Origin of the sequence: Dysgonomonas sp. HDW5A (assembly GCF_011299555.1) — a bacterium.
In the GTDB taxonomy this organism is placed as follows: Bacteria; Bacteroidota; Bacteroidia; order Bacteroidales; family Dysgonomonadaceae; genus Dysgonomonas_A.
The window spans coordinates 1,561,293-1,580,852 of sequence record NZ_CP049857.1 but is presented as its reverse complement, the minus strand read 5'-3'; the positions used below and the strand labels follow the sequence as shown (position 1 = coordinate 1,580,852).

The window sequence follows — 19,560 nt, the reverse complement described above, 5'->3', positions numbered from 1 at the left end:
CTAGTTATAGAGTAAACTAATTGACGAAATAGTTGTCTATTTATATATAAGATATAAACATCAGTCATTATGAACAAGCTTATTCTATTCTTTGGATTATTCCTTGCCTTTACAGCAAGTGGTTATTCTCAGAAGTTCGCATTGATTGATATGGAATATATTTTAAAAAATATAAGCAGTTACGAAACAGCCAATCAACAGTTGGAAGCTATATCAAAGAAATGGCAAACAGAAGTAGAAACTTCTCAACAGGAAGTTCAAAACATGTATAAAACTTATCAATCTGAAATTGTATTCCTATCAGCAGATCAAAAAGCAAAAAGAGAAGCGGAGATCGTTGAGAAAGAAAAAGCAGTTCAAGAATTGAAACGTAAATATTTTGGACCCGAAGGTGAAGTTTTTAAAAGACGTGAAGCGTTGATTAAGCCTATACAAGATGATATTTACAATGCTGTTAAAGAAATTTCGGATACTAAAGGATACCAATTAGTATTAGACAGAGCATCAGCGAGTAGTGTGATTTTTGCATCTCCTCGTATTGATATCAGTAATGAAGTATTATCGAAGCTCGGATATTCAAAATAAATTATATACATTTGCGATCAAAGAATTAAAAAAAACAATAAAAACAAAGAAACCAAAGCATTATGTTTAAAAAACTATTTATCCTTTTTCTTATTGTTGCTCCGATAGGAGTATACGCACAAGATAAACTAGCCTATATCAACACTCAGGAAGTATTCACTCAAATGCCTGAAATTAAGGATGTAGAAACTAAATTAGCTACAAAGCAAGAAGAAATTAAAAAGAATTTGGCTGCAATACAAGCTGAGTACGACAAAAAAATGGAAGAATTTAAAGCTTCTACAGCTGAGCCAACTGAAGCTGTATTGACAGACCGTCAAAAACAAGTACAACAAATTCAAGAAAGATATGAAACTTATCTTGAAAACAGCGATAAAGAATTCCAAGATTTGCGTCAACAACTATTAGCTCCACTACAACAAAAAATGCAAGCTGCAATTAAATCTGTAGGTGATAAAAATGGTTATACTTATATTATCGAAGTAGGAGCAATTCCTTACGTTTCGACAAGTGCGGTAGATGCAGGTAAATTAGTGAAAGCTGAATTAGGCATCAAATAATTTAGATACTGATTATCTCAGAATATAGAAAGGATGGCTTATTGATTATGCCATCCTTTCGTCTATTAATGTTTTATATCAATTTCGAGGGGTAGCTTTGTTTCTCTGTCTTCGATGGTCGATCAGATAGGCTCGCTCCTACACCCAAACAACAAAAAGGTCTGAGGCCTTATTTTTAAAATAAGAATTTTAAATTAAAACTTAAGATGACTAGTAAAAAATTACTTTCATTTTTTTTAGGAGTATTGTTTATCTTCACTTCTTGCAGCGATTCCAAAGATCCAAAAGATGCTATTCCCGCAGACGCCAACTATGTTGTTTGCGTTGATGCCAAATCATTGGTTACAAAATCCGAATATGATATATTCAGTAACCCCATGATTCAACAAGCTATAAGCATGTATAAAGTGACGTTGAAAGACGAAGCTGCAATAAAGTTGCTCGATAGCTTTCTGAATGATGCAAACTCTTTGGGCTTAGACCTGAAGGGCGACTTGTATTTCTACACAAACTACAAGGTTTATGGAGTAGTGGCAGGTGTTAATAATGCCGATAAGGTGAAAGAGGCACTGGTGAAATTCTCATTAGTACAAGAACAAGATATAAAGAAAGAAGGAGGCATATATACTGTTGCTCCCGAATCGCAGACCTGTGTAGCATGGAACGGTAATAAACTGTTGCTGTTGGTTGATATTGCATCAGCCTATGGTAATGCAAGTGATGTGAAGGAAACTCCTAATCTGGCAGAATTGGCTCGAGTACAATTGAAGCAAGGTGCCGATAAAAGTATAAACTCGAATCCGGAATTTGTTGAATTTCTGAAAAGCAAAAAAGATATCTCGACTTTCTTTTCGATGAAAGGCATGGATAAGACTCTTCCTGATTTAGCGGGGTTAGCAAAGGCAACAGATGTAACCATTCCGTTTAAGAAATTCTTATCTGATATTGATGGTGTATCTACAGGTATATATACTTCTTTCGAAAATGGAGAGGTCAGATTTGAAAATAAATATTTTTATGATTCGCCTGAAAGTGAGAAAAAATTTAAAGACCTGTTGGCTCAATTGAGTGGTAACATTAAAGGCGATCAACTGAAATATATTACCAATGATCCTTTATTTCTGGCTTCAGCCAATGTAAAAGGAGAGGGTGCATATTCTTATTTAGAGAAATTAGGGTTTATCGAATTACTCACTAAGGAACTTCCCGAAGGTGTTGAATCGGATGAAATCCAGAAAATTTTGAAAGATTTGAATGGAGATATCACTTTTGCGGTAACTTCTAAAACTGCCACGAAGCAGAAAGATGATATCTTTAGCGACATGGGAGCACCTACTCCCGAATTTGTTTTCTTTGCCGATATAACTAACCCTGAAGAGGTGATCGGCTTTATTAAACAACAATTGGCTAATGGTGAAATGAAATATACAGAACTATCGCCAACCAACTTTAAAATAAGCAGCAACAATGTAGATGTTTATTGGGGAGCAAACGGCAATACGTTTTTCTTTACCAATAACCAAGTGGTATACAATAACCTCAAAGCATCTGATCTGACTAGTAACTACTCGAATGTTATCAAGGATAAGTCTATTGTGATGTTGGGCGATTTGCAGGTATTGCAATCGTATATGACAAATAATATGGCGTTTCAGGCTTTCGGGCCCTTCTTGAGTGAATTCGGAAAATATGAATTTGCCAGTGCCGGAGATTTGACAGGAGTGGGCAGACTCGAATTGGCTACTAAAGATAAAAATAGCTTAGCCGTTATTTGCAAACAATTGGATCAGTTAATATCCAGTTTTGGAGGCATGTTCAGATAAAACAACAAACAATACACAGTGATCGGTTAAGACTCTGGCTGGCTGGTCACTGCTGACTGTTACCTGATTTAAATTAAGATGGATAAAATAGTCTTCCATAATACAGTTCCTAAGATCTTCTCTAATGAAAGAGATTTGCAATCGGATGTCTGGTTGCAAGACTTTAGCTTCGAAAAAGGGCAATATTATCTGGTCGAAGCCAACTCGGGCACAGGGAAAAGTTCGCTTTGCAGCTATATATATGGCTACCGGGATGATTATTCGGGAAAAATACTGTTTGATGATACAGACATACGCAAATTAAAGACCAAACAGTGGGATAATATTCGTTGTACAAATATCAGCCTTCTTTTTCAGGAGCTTTGTCTTTTTCCTGAGTTGACAGCACTTGAAAATGTACAACTAAAGAATAATCTGACCCATTATAAAGAAAATAATCAGATTGATGAGATGTTCCATATGTTGGGCATATCCAATAAAAAACATTCTTTAGTCGGCAAGATGTCTTGGGGACAACAACAGCGTGTTGCATTAATCCGTTGTTTGTGTCAACCATTCGATTTTCTGATACTGGACGAACCCATTAGTCATCTGGATGACGAAAATGCGTCTATTGCGGCCGTATTGCTTCAGAGAGAGGCATGGCAACAGGGAGCAGCTATAATAGCAACATCAATCGGGAAAAATCTGCCATTGGAGTACATTAAAACTTTTGCTCTATGAAATTGATCTGGAAATTATTGCGGGAAAATATAAGTAAACCCCAGTTAATCGGTTTTGCAGTTGCCAGCCTTATCGGGATGAGTATTGTTTTACTGGCCTTTCAGTTTTATTTTGATATCAATCCACTCTTTACCGGAAAAGACAAACTTCTTAAAGAGGACTATTTGACGATAACTAAAAAAGTAGGAATTCTGGGCGGTTTATCGTCACGATCCAATGGATTTAGTCAAAACGAAATAGACGATCTGAAGAAACAGTCGTTTGTGAAAAATGTAGGGGCTTTTACACCGTCGCAATTTAATGTATTCGGTGGATTTAATAGCCAGAAGCTTGGTATTGCATTTAATACCGAAATGTTTTTCGAATCGGTTCCCGATCAGTTTATCGATGTAACATCCGACAATTGGAGGTTCTCTCCTGTTGACAATACAGTTCCCATTATTCTTCCTAAAAATTATTTAGACCTGTATAATTTCGGCTTTGCACAAGCTAGTTCTATGCCGAGAATTTCGGAACAATTAATAGGATTGATTAATCTTGATATATCTATAACAGGAAAAAACGGTCTCAGGCAGCAGATGAAAGGGCGTATCGTGGGTTTTTCGAACCGGATAAACTCGATATTGGTTCCCGAAACATTTATGACTTGGGCAAATCAGCAATATGGAGGTACTCCATCGGAGCCTGCCCGATTGATTATTGAGGTTTCTAATATAGCAGATCCTAACCTCTCGGGGTATTTTAAGGATAAAGGTTTTGAGATTAGTGGAGACAATACAACTGCCAGTAAGATGTCTTTCTTCCTGAAAATTATAATTGGAATTGTGGTTTCGGTAGGTGTATTAATATGTGTATTGTCTTTCTTTATATTGGTATTGAGTATCTATTTGTTACTCGAAAAAAATATGAATAAGTTAAGGACTTTACGATTGATAGGGTATAGTAAATCTATTGTTGTAAAGCCCTACGAATGGTTAGCTGTAGGTCTCAATCTGGTCATTTTGGCTCTGTCTTTAGCTATAACTTTTGTTGTCAGGGCACAATACCTTCATTTTATAGGAAAACTGCTTCCTTTGGCTGAGGCTCGGTTTTCGGTATATACACTACTTATAGGAATTACTATTTTCGTACTACTCTCTTTGTTGAATATTTTGATAATTAGAAGAAAGGTGAAATAAGCTTATTCTATTTTACTATCATATATTTCGCCAACAGGTATTCTTTAGCAGTCTAAGGATACTTGTTGGCGAAGTTTTTTTATTTTGCTCTTAAAATCTAATATTAATCTAATAATTGAAATGAAAATTTATAAAAAAGACTCTATCGCAAGAGAAGGTTGGGATAGAAACAATAATTATTTTATTTTTGACCAATTACAAAAATACGCATGAAATAATATAAACTATGAAAACTTTACTGATTGCAATTAGTACAACTATCTTATTATTATTTACCTCGTGTGAAGATGAAATGGATAAAGGAGTTGGAGCCGGAGGTGGCATGCAGGATGCTAATACTATCACAAGATCGACTCTCCCTCAAGAAGACAATGGGATTATTCCTGTTACTGATACCATCTTGAAGGTTGATGAAAACCTTGATAAACAGTAATTTTATTCTTACACTTCAAACTTTCCTTAATGAAACTACGACTTAAATACTTATTCTGTCTATTGATAGGACTATCCTTGTTTTCTTGCCAAAAAGATGACTCTCAAGAGAAATTATTGGAACAAGCTCAGAATAGCTTAGTTATTGGTAAGCCTGATATAACGCTTAATTTGCTTGACTCTATTAAGAATCCTGAGAAAATGGATAAGGATGATTATATGAAATATATAGTGGCTTATGTAGGAGCAAAAAAGGAAACTAAAGCTGATATAACCAAAGATACCTTGATTTTTGAGGCTCAGAGCTATTTTAATAATGAAGGAGATGCTCAGAACTCGGCACTAGCCAATTATTATTCAGGATGGGTATATTATGTGAATAATAAATTACCTCAATCCTTAGAATCTTTTATGTATAGTGCCAACGCAGCCGACAAATCACAGAATTATTTATTGGCAGCCAAGAGTTTTAATAATGTAGGATATATTTATTATAAAGAGAATCTTTTGGATAGTGCTATTTGTAATTACAAATTAGCTTTGACGTATTATGGTAAGTTGGAAAATATAAGTCAATTGGAGATAGAGACATTTACTAATGTAGGTCTGTCGTATGAAGAAAGTAATAAATTTGATAGTGCTTATTTTTACTATAATAAAGCTTTAAATAAATCAGTCGATGTAAATAATGAAAAGTATCAAAGCTTTTCTTTGCAAAACTTAGGGGTGTTGTGTTATAAAATAAAGGAGTATGAAAAAGCTATAAAATATTTTGAATCGGCTTTAAACTTATCTTTTACTGATGAAGAAAATATTCGAAAAATGAGAATCAGTCTCTTGGATATTTATAACAAAAAAGGAGATACTAAGTCAGCTAAACAATATGCAGATTTGGTAATTGCCGATCTTCCCGAAGTAACATATAAATATACAGCTAAAGAGATGTATGCCGCTCTTACTGAGTATTATAAACAATTAGGCGATTACAAACAGGCATTCGAATATAGTGAACTCGAAAAAATAACAAAAGAGCAGATCGCAAAAGAAGCAGATGCACCGGCTTTATTAGCTGCTGACAAAAACTACTACTTAGTAAAAAAGGAAAGAGAAGTACAAGAATTCAAGTCGCATATTAATTTCTTGCTTATAATCGGCTTAATTGTCTTCTGTGTTCTATTTGCATTTGTCCTATTTATTTGGAGGAATCATAAGAAAGATAAAGCTGAAATAAGAGAATGTGCAGATAAATATGAAATACTCAGAGGCTTGATATATTCGATGGGGAAAGAATATCCCCAAATAGAAGCAGAAATCAAGTCTATGCTGGCGGATGACTAAACAGGATGGCAATTGTTTTTTTAGCCTGAACGGATGTGTAGCATAATTTATCTATAGACAAAGCGGTCTTTGAAGCAGACCTTAAGATAATAGAAAGGTGACAAAGATTATAAAAGTGACAATACCTGTCACTTTTATATTTTTATTATAGTCTATCTATTTGTAAATTAACTGAATATATTAGTGGGGATTGAAAAGCGTATTTTGTGTGTCACTTTTGTCACTTTTGTAATCTTTTTCGATTTAAAGTGTTTAATTATAGAGGATTAACTTGTGGTCAAAAGTGACAAATATATTTACTGATGTAACCTTTTTGTCACTACTTATATTCTGTTGTTTCTATAACCACCTTTTCCGCCTGAAGAAAACAAGTATACCTCCCGATGAAGCTAACATCAAACCTATGGCTACAACATATCCATAGTCCCATTTGAGTTCGGGCATGATGTCGAAGTTCATTCCGTAGATACTCGCAATAAGGGTAGGGGGCATAAATATTACCGAAATAATGGTAAATATCTTGATGATTTTATTCTGCTCAATATTAACAAATCCGAGGAATGTATCTTGCAGATAGTCAAGTCTGTCGAAGCTAAACTTGATATGTTCGAGTAGTGAGTTTATATCCTTTACGATAATGGTGAGTTTGCCATGCAGCTCTCTGTTGATTAATTCACTCTTTAACATGCTCGATACAGCTCGTTGCTTTTCGATTATATTTTCGCGCAGCATCATAGTCTTTTCCTGAAGGTCTTTGATTTCCATCAACAGCTCTTCGTCGGCTTCTTCCATAGTCAGCGTATTACTCAGGGTGGTAATCTTTTGAGTCATTTCCTCAATCATATCAGCATCTACCTCTACCCGTGTTTCGAGTAATGCAACAAACACATGATAGCCTGTAGGGTAATTTCGTGGGTTGGCTGATATCTTCTTTACTGTTTCCTGAAACGAAGTAAGATCCTCGTCGCGAACAGTTATCAGTATATTATTCTTGAGAATGAATGAGACCAATTCTTTCTCGAAATTGGGACGTAAGAAGTTAAAATTGACAACCAGCGAATCGTATGTTTCTATATATCGGGATGACATCTCGATCTCTATCATCTCTTCCTCTTCCTGAATATATATTTTCAGATAATCCTCTAATTCGTTCTCTATTTCTTCATCAACGTTGTTCAAGTCTATCCACAGAAAATTCTTAATTGGATTAGTCTTCAAGAACTCGATACTGCGACTGATACGAATTACATTGTCTTTGTGATAGAATAATCTTACTTCAGACATAATAAGTATTTAGTTATGAGTTACTGGTTGTTAACTGTTCTGTTGTCTTGCCAAAGCAATAAACAGGGTCTGTGACCCCTATTCTTTACGTCTGATGCCGGCGTCTTCTGCACCTTGCGGCATGTGTTCACGTGTAAGGTTTGTCAAATATACAAATTCTTCCACTGACAATTGTTCGGGACGTCTCTCAAAAATAGGGTCTGTATATATAGCATTGTCTTTGCCCAACAACGGTTTCATCGAATTACGTAATGTCTTGCGGCGTTGGTTGAAAGAAGTCTTGATAACTGTCTTGAACAGTTTCTCGTCGCAACCCAAGCTTTCTCTGTTATTACGTACCAATCGTATGACAGCCGATTTTACTTTGGGAGGTGGATCGAAAACAGTTTCGCTTACCGTAAACAGATATTCGATATCGTACCATGCCTGTAGGAGCACGCTAAGTATTCCGTATGCTTTTTTACCGGGTTTCGATGCAATACGTTCGGCAACTTCTTTTTGAAGCATCCCCGAGCAGCATGGAATATGCTTTCGGTAATCGAGAACTTTAAAGAATATTTGAGAAGAGATATTATAAGGGTAGTTACCTATAATGCAAAACTGATCGGGATAAATATCCGTTGGATTCAGTTGCAGGAAGTCACCTTCGATGATATGTCCTTTTAGAGCAGGAAAATGTTGGTTGAGATATGGAACCGATTCGCGGTCAATTTCTATAACGGTAAGATCGCGATTTTTTTCGAGCAAATACTGGGTCAGCACCCCCATTCCGGGACCAACTTCTATGATGGGAACATCCGAAAAATCGTCTAAAGTATCAGCTATTTGCTTAGCTATTTGCAAATCTTTCAAAAAATGTTGTCCCAGAAATTTCTTTGCTCTTACGTCTCCCATCTATATATCTTAAAGTCTAAGACTCGTTTATTGCTTTGGCTGGTGTAACAATCAAAGCTTGTTATTATTCAGTAATGCAAATTATTTAATGCTATATTTTATACTTATAGGTTGTACATGTGTGGCTGTAGTCTATCGGCGAACACACAGCGTCACCCTTACTTAAAGAAATAAAAAGGTCTGAGACCTCATTTTATTAAATATCCTTATATTTGCAACGAACAAAGTTAATGAATTTATCATTGTAATACGCATCAATGCTATTCATTTACACCGAATAAGTAAACATAATGGATATTAATCAAACCGACGAACCTCAGAAAGAAGGATCAGTAATAAGTAAATTTTTGAAAGTACTTATCCCTTTAGCTCTAGGGGTAGCAGTGTTGTGGCTTTTATACCGTGACACGGATTTTGGTAAAATGTGGATCACTATCAAGGATGCTAACTTTGCTATCCTTTTGTTTTCCCTTATTTTTGGTGCCTTAGGCAACGTTATACGGGGTTTCAGATGGAAGTTGTTGATAGAGCCACTGGGCTATCATCCTCCAACATCAAGCTTAGTGTATTCTGTATTGGGTAGCTATGCTGTCAATATTGCAATACCACGTGGTGGAGAGGTCTGGAGATGTGCGGTTATTTCGAAAGATGAAAAAATACCTTTTACAAAACTCTTTGGAACTATGCTTCTTGATAGAGTTAGCGATACTGTAATGGTTGCTTGTATTATTTTGTTGGCATGCTGCTTTAATGTTGATTTCTTTCTTTCTTATATAAAGGAAAATCAGGCATTATCGCAATCTATACATAATGTGTTTTCATCGCTGTGGACTATCGGAAGCATTATTGGTGTTATTCTTTTCATTATAATTGTATTCACAGTATTTAAAAATACAGCCCCTATCATTAAAGTTAAAGGCTTCTTCAAATCGATAGGACAAGATATGAAGGCTGTGTTTAAGATGAAGAAAAAGTCTCGCTTTGTAATCTATAGTGTTGGCATTTGGCTGTCTTATTTTTTATATTTCTATATTACTTTCTACGCATTTGATTTCACAAGAGATTTAGGTCTTACCGCAGGTCTCATTGCTTTTGCTCTAAGTAGCTTAAGTATGGCCATTCCTACAAATGGAGGTATGGGCGTTTGGCATGCTGCAGTGGTGCTATCTCTGGGATTGTATGGTGTTGCTAAAGATTCGGGAGAGGCATTTGCTTTTGCTGTTTTTGCGATCCAATCATTGTGGATTGTATTATGTGGACTATTTGGAATGGGAGCATTGGTCGTAAAGAGCAGGCATAAATGAAAAGATTAATATGCATATTTTTATGTATAGGATTTCTTTTTCCTGTATTTAGTGAAAATCTTTTATCTCTTGATTTTAACTCTATAGAAAAGGATACGGATGAACCCCTGCTTGTTGGTTACGGTTATATTCAAGTTTGGGATATGCTGAACAAGAAGAAAGAGATTGCAGATACAGATTTATATAAATTGGAAGCCTTCACGAGGCTCAAAGACGGACAGGATCAATTCTCATATTATATTCTTGAAGAAGTAAATTGGGGAGACTCTTTCAAGTCTTTTTTGATCTATGAAGACTATGAATCGGAATCTGCTATATGGTTAGCCAATTATGATAAAAATTATAACTTGATCGACTTTCTGGAAGTCTATTATGATAATGCGGAAGGAGCCTGGACAACAACGGCTAAGATATACCGGAAGCAGCACGTGATTGAATTAACTCAATATGATGCTTATGGAACTCCCGATACAACTATAAAAAAAGTTCTGGTGTCGCCAAGTGGAAAAATAAAACAATAAAATATACTTATTATGGCAAAAGAAATATTAAACCTGAAACCTGAAAGTGTTTGGAAACATTTTTATGAGTTGACTCAAATACCTCGTCCGACCGGACATACCAAGGCTGTCGAAAAATATGTAGTTGATTTTGCTAAATCACTAAATATAGACGTTAAGCAGGATAAGGTAGGTAATGTACTTATTACAAAACCTGCGTCGAAAGGTATGGAGAATGCTCCGACTGTAATCCTGCAAGCACATTTGGATATGGTACCGCAAAAGAATTCGAATGTAAAACATGATTTCCTAAAAGATCCCATTGATGCTTATATTGACGGAGATAAGGTGAAAGCCCGTTCTACCACTTTAGGTGCCGACAATGGTATTGGTGCAGCTGCTATTCTGGCTGTTATGGAAGACAATAGCCTTAAGCACGGTAAAATAGAGGGACTCTTTACTATCGACGAAGAAGAAGGTATGGTAGGAGCATTTGGTCTCGAAGCCGGATTCTTAACAGGAAGTATACTTTTGAATCTGGATACAGAAGAAGAAGGTGAGCTTTGTGTTGGTTGTGCAGGAGGTATTGACGAAAATGTATCGTGGCAGTTCAAAGAGGTTGAAGTTCCCGAAGGTGATGTTGCTGTCAAAATAAGCCTTACAGGGCTTAAAGGCGGTCACTCCGGTGGTGAGATTCACTTAGGAAGAGGTAATGCTAATAAACTGATGTTTCGCTTGCTTAAAAAGGCAGTAGCCGAAGTTGAAGCTCGCCTTTCATTTGTAGACGGAGGTTCGTTGCGTAATGCAATACCTAGAGAAGCATTTGCAATTGTAACAGTTCCTGCCGAAAATGTGGATGATCTTTTAGACTTGGTTGATGAATATAATGATATTTACAATGAAGAGTATCGAGATATAGAGAATAATCTGACCTTAAAAGCAGAGAAAACCAACTTGCCCAAAACGTTGATTCCTGAAGAAATTCAAGACGATCTTATCAATGCTGTAGAAGCATGCCCTAATGGTGTGATAAGTATGTTACAGGAATTTCCGGGAACAGTAGAGGCTTCAACAAATATAGCTTCTGTAAAATCAAGTGAAGGAAAAGTCGAGATAAAATTCCTGACACGCAGTTCGTCCGAAACTAAAAAACAGGCACTTGATTCCAGTATCCAAAGCTTATTTTCTTTAGCAGATGCTAAGGTTGAAGCAGTAAATGCTTATCCGGGGTGGCAGCCTAATATACATTCTAAGACTTTGCAGGTAATGAAGGATGTATATAATGCTAAATTCGGAAAAGACCCTATCGTTCAGGTTGTGCATGCAGGTCTTGAGTGTGGAATCATCTTAGACAGTACTCCGGGATTGGATATTGTTTCATTTGGCCCGACTATCATGAATCCTCATTCACCCGATGAGCTTGTGGAAATTGATACAGTAGCGAAATTTTATGACTATCTGATTACTATTCTTGAAGAATTGAAATAAGAGATTGGTTTAAATGACTGTTGTTTAAACTTCAAAATATTAAAAGGCTGAGGCCTTAATAACCGTAAAAAAATATTTTTTACGGTTATTTTTTTGATCAAATTCGACTGTTGTTTTTAAGTTCGATATCTTTGTTAGATATGCAACGAAGTCCCAAACTTCTGCAAACCTTAAAAATATCTCTAATGAAAAAGATTATTTATCTATTCTGTATTTTTTTTCTTTTACTCAGTTGCGTAGGAAAAACAAACAAGACGGATGTTGTTTCTGATACTGAAACCTTTAAAGTTCTTCAATTTAATATATGGCAGGAAGGTACCGTGGTGCCGGGAGGATACGAGGCTATTGTTCAGCAGATACTCGATTCGAAAGCCGATTTTGTGACATTGAGCGAAGTCCGGAATTATAACGATACCCGATTCTGTGATAGAATTGTTCAGTCGTTAAAAGATAGCGGGCAAGTGTTCTATTCTTTTTATAGTTATGATTCGGGTATTCTTTCCCGTTATCCGATTATAGATTCAACAACCGTATATCCATGTGTAGATGATCACGGGAGTGCCTATCGGGCATTAGTGGATATGAATGGACAGGAAGTTGCCGTTTATACTACTCACTTGGATTATCTGAATGATACGTATTATGACGTAAAAGGCTATAATGGATCTACTTGGAAAAAACGTACCCCTATGCTTGATGTAGATTCGATTCTGGCCGATAATGTATTATCTAAAAGAGACGATGGTATGAAAGCGATTCTTGAAAAGGCAAAGGAAGACAGGGCAAAGAATAGGATTGTTATTATAGGCGGAGATTTTAATGAACCATCGCATCAGGACTGGATTGAAAGCACAAAAGATATGTTTGACCGACATGGAGTCGTTGTCCCCTGGACTGTAAGCACTATGCTTGCTGATGAAGGATATGTAGATGCATATCGTAAAGCTCATCCTGATCCTGCTACTCATCCCGGTATAACTTTTCCTGCCGATAATCCATTAGTAGATATAAGCAAGCTGACATGGACACCCGATGCCGATGAACGTGAGCGTGTCGATTTTATTTATTACGCACCTTTCGATGGGTTGGAATTGGATAATGCTATCATATGGGGACCTGATGGTTCTATTGCATACAGTAAAAGAGTAAAAGACAATACGCAGGATCCTTTTGGAATAGGCAAGGGAATTTGGCCTACCGACCATAAAGCGGTATTAGCATCATTTACATTAAATAAGAAGAAGTGAAAGTATTAATCTGATTGATGAAAAAGGCAGTTTTAGGCTGCTTTTTTATATCTATTTATGCTTTACGTGCTACCGATAAAAATACGGTTCTTGAGGTACTGCCTACAGCTGTTTGCATAGCCCACCATTTCATTTCATACCAGCGCCATTCACCTGCTGCAACTTGCACTTGTACATTCGAAGTTATAACTTCGGCATAAACAGTTGTCCAGTAAACGATATTGTTAACATCTACCTGCAAAAAACTACCGGGGGTAACGGTCTGATTTAATGCTGTTCTGTTTTCATTTACTTCTGTCGCAAATGTTTGTAAACTGATAAGCTGATTTTGTGTTGAAACGTTATATATGCGTGGACTATAGAAAGTGGCATCATAATATGCCAAGTCCATTTTTAAACCATCAATAATAGGTAACTGAGTTGGAAACTGGCTCGATAAAAGAACCCCGTTTGCAAGCCCTGTTGTATTGAATACTCCCGAAAATGTAATAAAACTTCCGATGCTTAACTCCAAACTTCCGCTTACGCCCACAGTACATGTATTGCCGAGGACATCAATATTAAAATAGGCTGTTGCCGGAGAATCAAGAAGAGGAGTTCCTGATAAAGTATATCTTAATACGCCGTTGCCTTGTTGTAATACTCCTGCTTGCAGCGTAGCTGTAAGCCCTGTATTACCCGTTGAAGGGATTGGTGAGCCTGCAGGATAAGATGCACCGTTACCGCCTATGTAGGGTATTTCCATAATCCCGTCATAAGGTACTCCGGCATTGAATGTCGTAGGGTTGATTGTTGCTCCTGTACATTGTATCCCTGATATACCGGGAGCCAGTATTTCTTCGGAAGCCAGTCTTACCCATACTGATCCGTCCCACGTTAAATAGCCTTCTATTTTGAAATTTCCGGCAGCTGTATTGTAAACAGTGAGACCTACTGCAGGGTTAGGAACTGTTGTTTGATCTGTATTGGAATCTAGTGCTACCCTGGGGAAAAGTACCCCTTTATTTGTGCTGGTAACTTCAAGCATCGCCGAAGAGGAAATATTTGTGGTGCCAATCCCTACCTGTGCATAGATAACCACTATGCATAGTTGAAATAATATGGATGTTAAAATTTTCTTGTTCATGTGTAATGTTTTATAATTAGGTTGACAACACATTATGCTTTTCGGATAACTGACATGAATATTACTTTTTGAGTGCCGATTTGCATTGCCCACCATTTCATTTCATACCAACGCCATACACCGGGAACAATTTGTACCTGTACATTGGCAGTTATCACTTCAGCAGCAGCAGTTGTCCAATAAACGAGATCGTTATTATCGACTTGCATGCTGGCTCCAGATGTAACGGTTTGATTCAGATTGCTTCTGTATTCATTTACTTGTGTTGCAAATGATTGTAAGCTTATTAGTTGGCTGGTCGCATTTGTATTGATAATTCTGGGTCTGTAAAAAGTGGCATCATAATATATCAAGTCCATTCTTAGACCGTCTATAAGCGGCAGACCGGTTTTTAGAGATGATAAGTATGTTCCGGTAGTTATACCTGTAGTAGGTATGGATGTAATAAGAGTCTGGGATAATCCAACACCCAAAGTTGCTCCACTTACGGCAGCACTACAGCTTTGTCCTAAAAAGTTAATGTTAAACATTGCAGGTACGGGCGAGTCGTATAAAGGAGTTCCCGATAGAGTAAAAGTTAGTTCACCTGCCCCATATGCAAGAGTCCCGGCTTGTAAAGTTGCCGTCAACCCTGTATTGTATCCGGTTGATGGTATGGCGGTTCCGGCAGGATAAATACCTCCATTTCCTCCAGTGTAGGGTACTGTCATGGTTCCGTTATAAGGTACTCCGGCTTGAAAAACAGCCGGACTTATTTTTGCATTTTCACATTGTAAAGATGATATGGCAGGCGACGCAGTAGCTGTAAGATTAATCTTTTTCCAGCTTGTCCCATCCCAGCACACAAGTCCTTGATAAACTAGGCCTCCGGTTCCGGTATTATAAATTAAAAGCCCTTCTTCGGGGTTAGGTATCGTTGTCTGATCGGTATCTGATATTAAAGCTATTCTGGGAAACAACACTCCTTGATTACTACTGCTTATATCAAGTACTGTTGAAGCATTAGGTGTTTCCGTTCCGATTCCTATTACTTGGGCATATATCAGGCTTGTTGATAGCCATAAGCTATAAAAAGTAAAAAATAAAATTCTTTTTTTCATAAGTAAAACTGATTATAGCCGTTAGGATTTTCTGACTAATGACATAAAAATAATTTTCACAGTGTTTATCTCCATTGCCCACCAGGTCATTTCATACCAGCGCCAGACTGATGGACTTACCTGTACCTGTAGATCGGTAACAACGGTTGAAGATGTTGAGGAGCTCCAGGCAACCGTAAAGTTTGGGGTGGTAGTTCTTGCAGTTACATTTACATAATCCCAATCACTGGCTGTTACTTCTGTATTTCTATAAATAGTTCTATTTAGATTTGTTACATTCTGAAGACCTACAACAGAGAAAGTTTGGAAACTTACAATTTTTTGTTCGGAGCTTACATTATATACTCTAGGGTAATAAGTTGCTGCCCCATTTGAGATAAGATCCATACGTAAGCCATCAACAGTAGGCAATTGCGTTGGATAATAAGTTGATAAAATAGTTCCGTTTACATTCTGTGCTTGAGTTAAACTCGCTATAAATGATAGCTGTTGTCCAACTTCTATTTGTTGTCCACTTAATGCAGCTATACAGTTAAAACCAAACTCGTTAATATTGAATAAAGCTGCTGTGGGCGAAGAGTAAGCGGGCGTCCCTGTAAGCCGATACACCAACTGTCCGCTACCTGTTGCCAATACACCAGTCTCACGTGTTGCAGTCAGCCCTGTATTGACTAACGAAGTCATAGGTGTACCTGTGTTATATGCTCCTCCGTTACCTCCTGTATATGGAATAGTCATTATACCATCATAAGGCACACCGGCCGTAAACGTAGCCGGAGAAAATTCGGCTCTGTTGCAGAGTAAGCCGGTTATAACAGGATTGACAACAGTTGTAAGGGTTAATTTTTCCCATTCTGTACCTGTCCAATATACATATCCGGGCGTATCTAATCCTCCCGTTCCTGTATTATAGATGAGAAGCCCGACAGACGGATTGGCAATGGTAGTTATGTCTGTAGTCGATGTTAAGCCGATTTTAGGAAAAAGAACTCCTTTATTAGTGCTTACTACTTGAAGAATGGCGGATGGATCAACTGTTGCTGTTCCGATTCCAACTCCATGAGTTGTTTGGGCATATGTGAAATTTATCGCATAGATACAAACGATAATCAAAGGTAAGATTTTTTTTACCATAGTTTAATACTTTTATAAGCGGTAATAGAATATGATACTATTAGCCTTTCTGTAAATCTGGATCCTATTTGTTCAGTAGTTAATTTAGTGTATAATCTATTTGATAAAATTTTAATAGATGATATTGATTCTATCTCTAAATAATAATCACACGCAAATTGTACAATAAATAAAACAAGAAAACTTAAAATAAGTTTGAGAAAAGATAGGAAAATTGCTTTTAGTTTACTTTTTTAGTTAAAATAAAGACACGCCTATCAGTCGGGTTTTCTTTGAACAGAAACTCCGTTTATAAGCTGTTGGTTGATAAAATGTTATATTGATATGTGCAAAGATAACTTTTTTTTTAAGAAATACTAAAAAAGGAGGATAATTTTGGGACTATAATATGATCTACGCCTTAAAATCCCGTATGGATCTTAAGGCGTAGACTTATTTTTTTCTTATTTTTTTGTTGAAAATAAATACGCAAAATCATTAATTGGGTAGCGAAAATTATAAATAATCTTCAAAATAGCGTGTGATATGTTCATGAAGATGTACACGATCGTGGCCCGTCATGTTATGTCCGTGTCCCGGATAGATGAACAAATCGGGGTGTGTGCCTTTCTTTATAGCTGATTTTACAAACTGTAAATTATGTTGTAATACAACCGTTGGATCTTCATCTCCGTGAATAAGCAGTAATCTGCCTTTTAGGTCTCCTGCACGATCTACCATGTTTGTTTCAGCATAGCCTTCGGGATTTTCTTTTGGTGAATCCATATAGCGTTCTCCATACATAATTTCATAATACTTCCAGTCGGTAACAGGCCCTCCTGCTACACCGACTTTGAATGTTTCGGGGTGACGGAGCATCAAATTTAATGTCATAAATCCACCATAACTCCATCCATGCACACCTATTCTATTTGTGTCAACATATGGCAATGATTTAAGAAATTCTACCCCTGTCATCTGATCTTGGGTTTCTGTTACACCCAATTGACGGTGTGTGATGTTTTCAAAGTCGATCCCTCTGTTCGAAGTTCCTCTGTTGTCAATTGTGAAAACAACGTAGCCTTTTTCTGCCATGTAAATATCCCATCCGCGTGCCTGTCCCATCCATGAATTATCTACTAGCTGAGAGTGAGGACCTCCATATACATAAACAATGGTAGGATATTTCTTAGACGAATCGTAATTCATAGGCTTAACTAATCGATAATACAGGTCAGTTTTTCCATCATTGGCTTTTATTGATCCTATAACGATTTCGGGCATTGTAATTTTAGCATAAGGATCTTTAGCTTGAAAGAAAGTATGGCTCTTGTTGGATTTGGTTTCAGTTATAGCTATTTTTCCCGGATTGTACTGCGAAGTGTATTGATCTAAGATATACTTTCCCGAGGTACTTACCTTTGCCGAGTGAGTGCCTTCCTCCTTAGATAATTGAGTTCTTTTTCCACTTTTCAGATTAAGCTGATAAATATGCTTTTCGATTGGCGATACTTCTGTTGAGATATAGTATAAATTGTTGCCTGCTTCGTCGAAACCCAGAACTTCGGTAATATCCCAATTGCCTGATGTCAGTTGTTTTTTTAAGTTCCCGTTTACATCATATTGATACAGGTGATTATGCCCGTCTCTTTTGCTTTGCCATAAAAATGACTGAGGATCGTTTTTTAAGAACAATACCGGATTCTCAGGTTCTACATATTTGGAGTGGATTTCGGTAAACAGGGTAGCATCCTGCTTCCCTGATATGGCGTTGTAACGGATAACTTTACAAGTATCCTGCCCTCTGTTTAGCTCAGCTAGGTAGATGTATTTCTCATCGGGGCTCCATGCGATATTCGTTAGATATTTTTCTTTTGGTGTTCCAGTGTTTAAGAATATCGTTTTTTGAGTTTCGAGATTGAAGATACCTATCGTTACATGGTGGCTCTTCATTCCGGCCATCGGGTATTTAATATCTTTTAGTTCTGCTATACGTGTAGATATATCTACAAGAGGATAATCGGTGACCATGGTTTCATCCATTCGGTAAAAGGCAAGCTGCTTGCCCGAAGGTGACCAGAAAGTGCCTTTCTTGATCCCAAATTCGTTACGGTGTACCGCCTGTCCATTTACAATACCTTTGTCTGAATCTGATGTAATTGCAATTTCATTACCCAATTGCGATACATACAGGTTGTTATCTTTGGTATAAGCAAAAGTCTTACTTACATTGGAGAAATCGTGATTGGCAGTACCTTTGGGTAAATTATATGTGGCAATGATCTGATTCGTTTCTATATTGTACAGAAAAGTTTCACCTCCATTATTGAGAATAACGATTTTCTCTTTGGCATAAGGAAAGCTAACCGATGTTAAAGACTTTATTGAGCCTTTTCCATTTGCTTCTAAACCGGAGTTGATTGTTTTTTTGTCAATCAGAAGGATATCTGTTTCTTTTTCTGATTTTGCCACAGTCATTATAGAATCTCCCTTGACATATACAGGCGTATCACCCCACCATTGTAGCTGTTGAGGGTATGAAATTCTGTATTTAGCATACGAATTGCCTCCCGGAATCAAATCTTCTAAGGTGAGTGGAATGGATGCGTCTTGTGCCATTGATATAAACGATGATAATGTACAAATTGTGATAAAACAGACTCTTAGGATCTTCATAGTTACACTTCATTTAAATGAAAAGCAAAGATACTTATTATCCCATATTGCAGCACATCAAAAAAAGGTCTTTTTATGTGAACAAAAAGCGTTTGTTTTTGTTAAAAATAACAAAAATATGCAATAATGAATTAAACGTAAATGCTATCTTTGCGTCAAACTAATCAAAGATAACAATCAAAAGAAAAA

General features: G+C 36.8%; 17 protein-coding genes. 11 read left to right on the top strand and 6 right to left on the bottom strand.

Annotated features, from left to right (window positions below; all coding sequences use genetic code 11):
- Nucleotides 1-69 precede the first annotated feature (69 nt).
- The 7 genes from G7050_RS06525 (at nucleotide 70) to G7050_RS06495 (ending at nucleotide 6,639) form a co-directional block, all read left to right on the top strand.
- Complete coding sequence (locus G7050_RS06525; RefSeq protein WP_166112876.1) at nucleotides 70-585, top strand: OmpH family outer membrane protein; 516 nt, start codon at nucleotides 70-72, stop codon at nucleotides 583-585.
- 62 nt (nucleotides 586-647) lie between these two features.
- Complete coding sequence (locus tag G7050_RS06520) at nucleotides 648-1,145, top strand: OmpH family outer membrane protein (protein WP_166112873.1); 498 nt, start codon at nucleotides 648-650, stop codon at nucleotides 1,143-1,145.
- Between the two features lie 206 nt (nucleotides 1,146-1,351).
- Nucleotides 1,352-2,968 (top strand): DUF4836 family protein, encoded by a 1,617-nt coding sequence (locus tag G7050_RS06515; RefSeq protein ID WP_166112870.1) that lies wholly within the window; start codon nucleotides 1,352-1,354, stop codon nucleotides 2,966-2,968.
- Between the two features lie 78 nt (nucleotides 2,969-3,046).
- Nucleotides 3,047-3,691: an ATP-binding cassette domain-containing protein gene (locus G7050_RS06510; protein ID WP_166112867.1), complete on the top strand. Its 645-nt coding sequence runs from the start codon at nucleotides 3,047-3,049 to the stop codon at nucleotides 3,689-3,691.
- Nucleotides 3,688-4,869 carry an ABC transporter permease gene (locus G7050_RS06505; protein ID WP_166112864.1) on the top strand — a complete coding sequence of 394 codons (1,182 nt, stop codon included), beginning with the start codon at nucleotides 3,688-3,690 and terminating at the stop codon, nucleotides 4,867-4,869. Before G7050_RS06510 ends, G7050_RS06505 begins: the two co-directional genes overlap by 4 nt.
- Nucleotides 4,870-5,095: 226 nt before the next feature.
- On the top strand, nucleotides 5,096-5,302 hold the full coding sequence (locus G7050_RS06500) for a hypothetical protein (protein WP_166112861.1): 207 nt from the start codon (nucleotides 5,096-5,098) through the stop codon (nucleotides 5,300-5,302).
- 29 nt (nucleotides 5,303-5,331) lie between these two features.
- On the top strand, nucleotides 5,332-6,639 hold the full coding sequence (locus G7050_RS06495) for a tetratricopeptide repeat protein (RefSeq protein ID WP_166112858.1): 1,308 nt from the start codon (nucleotides 5,332-5,334) through the stop codon (nucleotides 6,637-6,639).
- A 339-nt stretch (nucleotides 6,640-6,978) separates the two neighbouring features.
- On the opposite strand, the gene corA is transcribed toward G7050_RS06495, so the two are convergent.
- Both corA and rsmA read right to left on the bottom strand, forming a co-directional pair.
- Nucleotides 6,979-7,923, bottom strand: coding sequence for a magnesium/cobalt transporter CorA (gene corA / locus G7050_RS06490; protein WP_166112855.1), 945 nt, complete (start codon nucleotides 7,921-7,923; stop codon nucleotides 6,979-6,981).
- A gap of 78 nt (nucleotides 7,924-8,001) precedes the next feature.
- Complete coding sequence (gene rsmA, locus G7050_RS06485) at nucleotides 8,002-8,817, bottom strand: 16S rRNA (adenine(1518)-N(6)/adenine(1519)-N(6))-dimethyltransferase RsmA (RefSeq protein ID WP_166112852.1); 816 nt, start codon at nucleotides 8,815-8,817, stop codon at nucleotides 8,002-8,004.
- A gap of 290 nt (nucleotides 8,818-9,107) precedes the next feature.
- Here rsmA and G7050_RS06480 point away from each other — a divergent pair, with 290 nt between their 5' ends.
- From G7050_RS06480 to G7050_RS06465, 4 genes are all read left to right on the top strand, one after another.
- Nucleotides 9,108-10,121 (top strand): lysylphosphatidylglycerol synthase transmembrane domain-containing protein, encoded by a 1,014-nt coding sequence (locus G7050_RS06480; protein WP_255493342.1) that lies wholly within the window; start codon nucleotides 9,108-9,110, stop codon nucleotides 10,119-10,121.
- A complete protein-coding gene (locus G7050_RS06475; RefSeq protein ID WP_166112849.1) occupies nucleotides 10,118-10,642 on the top strand; it encodes a hypothetical protein in 525 nt (174 codons plus the stop codon). The genes G7050_RS06480 and G7050_RS06475 overlap by 4 nt, the downstream gene beginning before the upstream one ends.
- 12 nt (nucleotides 10,643-10,654) lie before the next feature.
- The gene (locus tag G7050_RS06470; protein WP_166112846.1) at nucleotides 10,655-12,109 is read left to right on the top strand and encodes an aminoacyl-histidine dipeptidase; all 1,455 of its coding nucleotides are present in this window, start codon (nucleotides 10,655-10,657) and stop codon (nucleotides 12,107-12,109) included.
- A gap of 185 nt (nucleotides 12,110-12,294) precedes the next feature.
- Nucleotides 12,295-13,356, top strand: a complete 1,062-nt coding sequence (locus G7050_RS06465) for an endonuclease/exonuclease/phosphatase family protein (protein ID WP_166112843.1) — start codon at nucleotides 12,295-12,297, stop codon at nucleotides 13,354-13,356.
- Nucleotides 13,357-13,411: 55 nt separating this feature from the next.
- Here the strand turns inward: G7050_RS06465 and G7050_RS06460 are convergent, their stop codons facing one another.
- From G7050_RS06460 to G7050_RS06445, 4 genes are all read right to left on the bottom strand, one after another.
- Nucleotides 13,412-14,482, bottom strand: a complete 1,071-nt coding sequence (locus tag G7050_RS06460; RefSeq protein WP_166112840.1) for a hypothetical protein — start codon at nucleotides 14,480-14,482, stop codon at nucleotides 13,412-13,414.
- Between the two features lie 32 nt (nucleotides 14,483-14,514).
- On the bottom strand, nucleotides 14,515-15,582 hold the full coding sequence (locus tag G7050_RS06455) for a hypothetical protein (RefSeq protein WP_166112837.1): 1,068 nt from the start codon (nucleotides 15,580-15,582) through the stop codon (nucleotides 14,515-14,517).
- Nucleotides 15,583-15,603: 21 nt separating this feature from the next.
- Nucleotides 15,604-16,716 (bottom strand): hypothetical protein, encoded by a 1,113-nt coding sequence (locus G7050_RS06450; protein WP_166112834.1) that lies wholly within the window; start codon nucleotides 16,714-16,716, stop codon nucleotides 15,604-15,606.
- Between the two features lie 495 nt (nucleotides 16,717-17,211).
- Nucleotides 17,212-19,371 (bottom strand): S9 family peptidase, encoded by a 2,160-nt coding sequence (locus G7050_RS06445; RefSeq protein ID WP_166112831.1) that lies wholly within the window; start codon nucleotides 19,369-19,371, stop codon nucleotides 17,212-17,214.
- Nucleotides 19,372-19,560 lie beyond the last annotated feature (189 nt).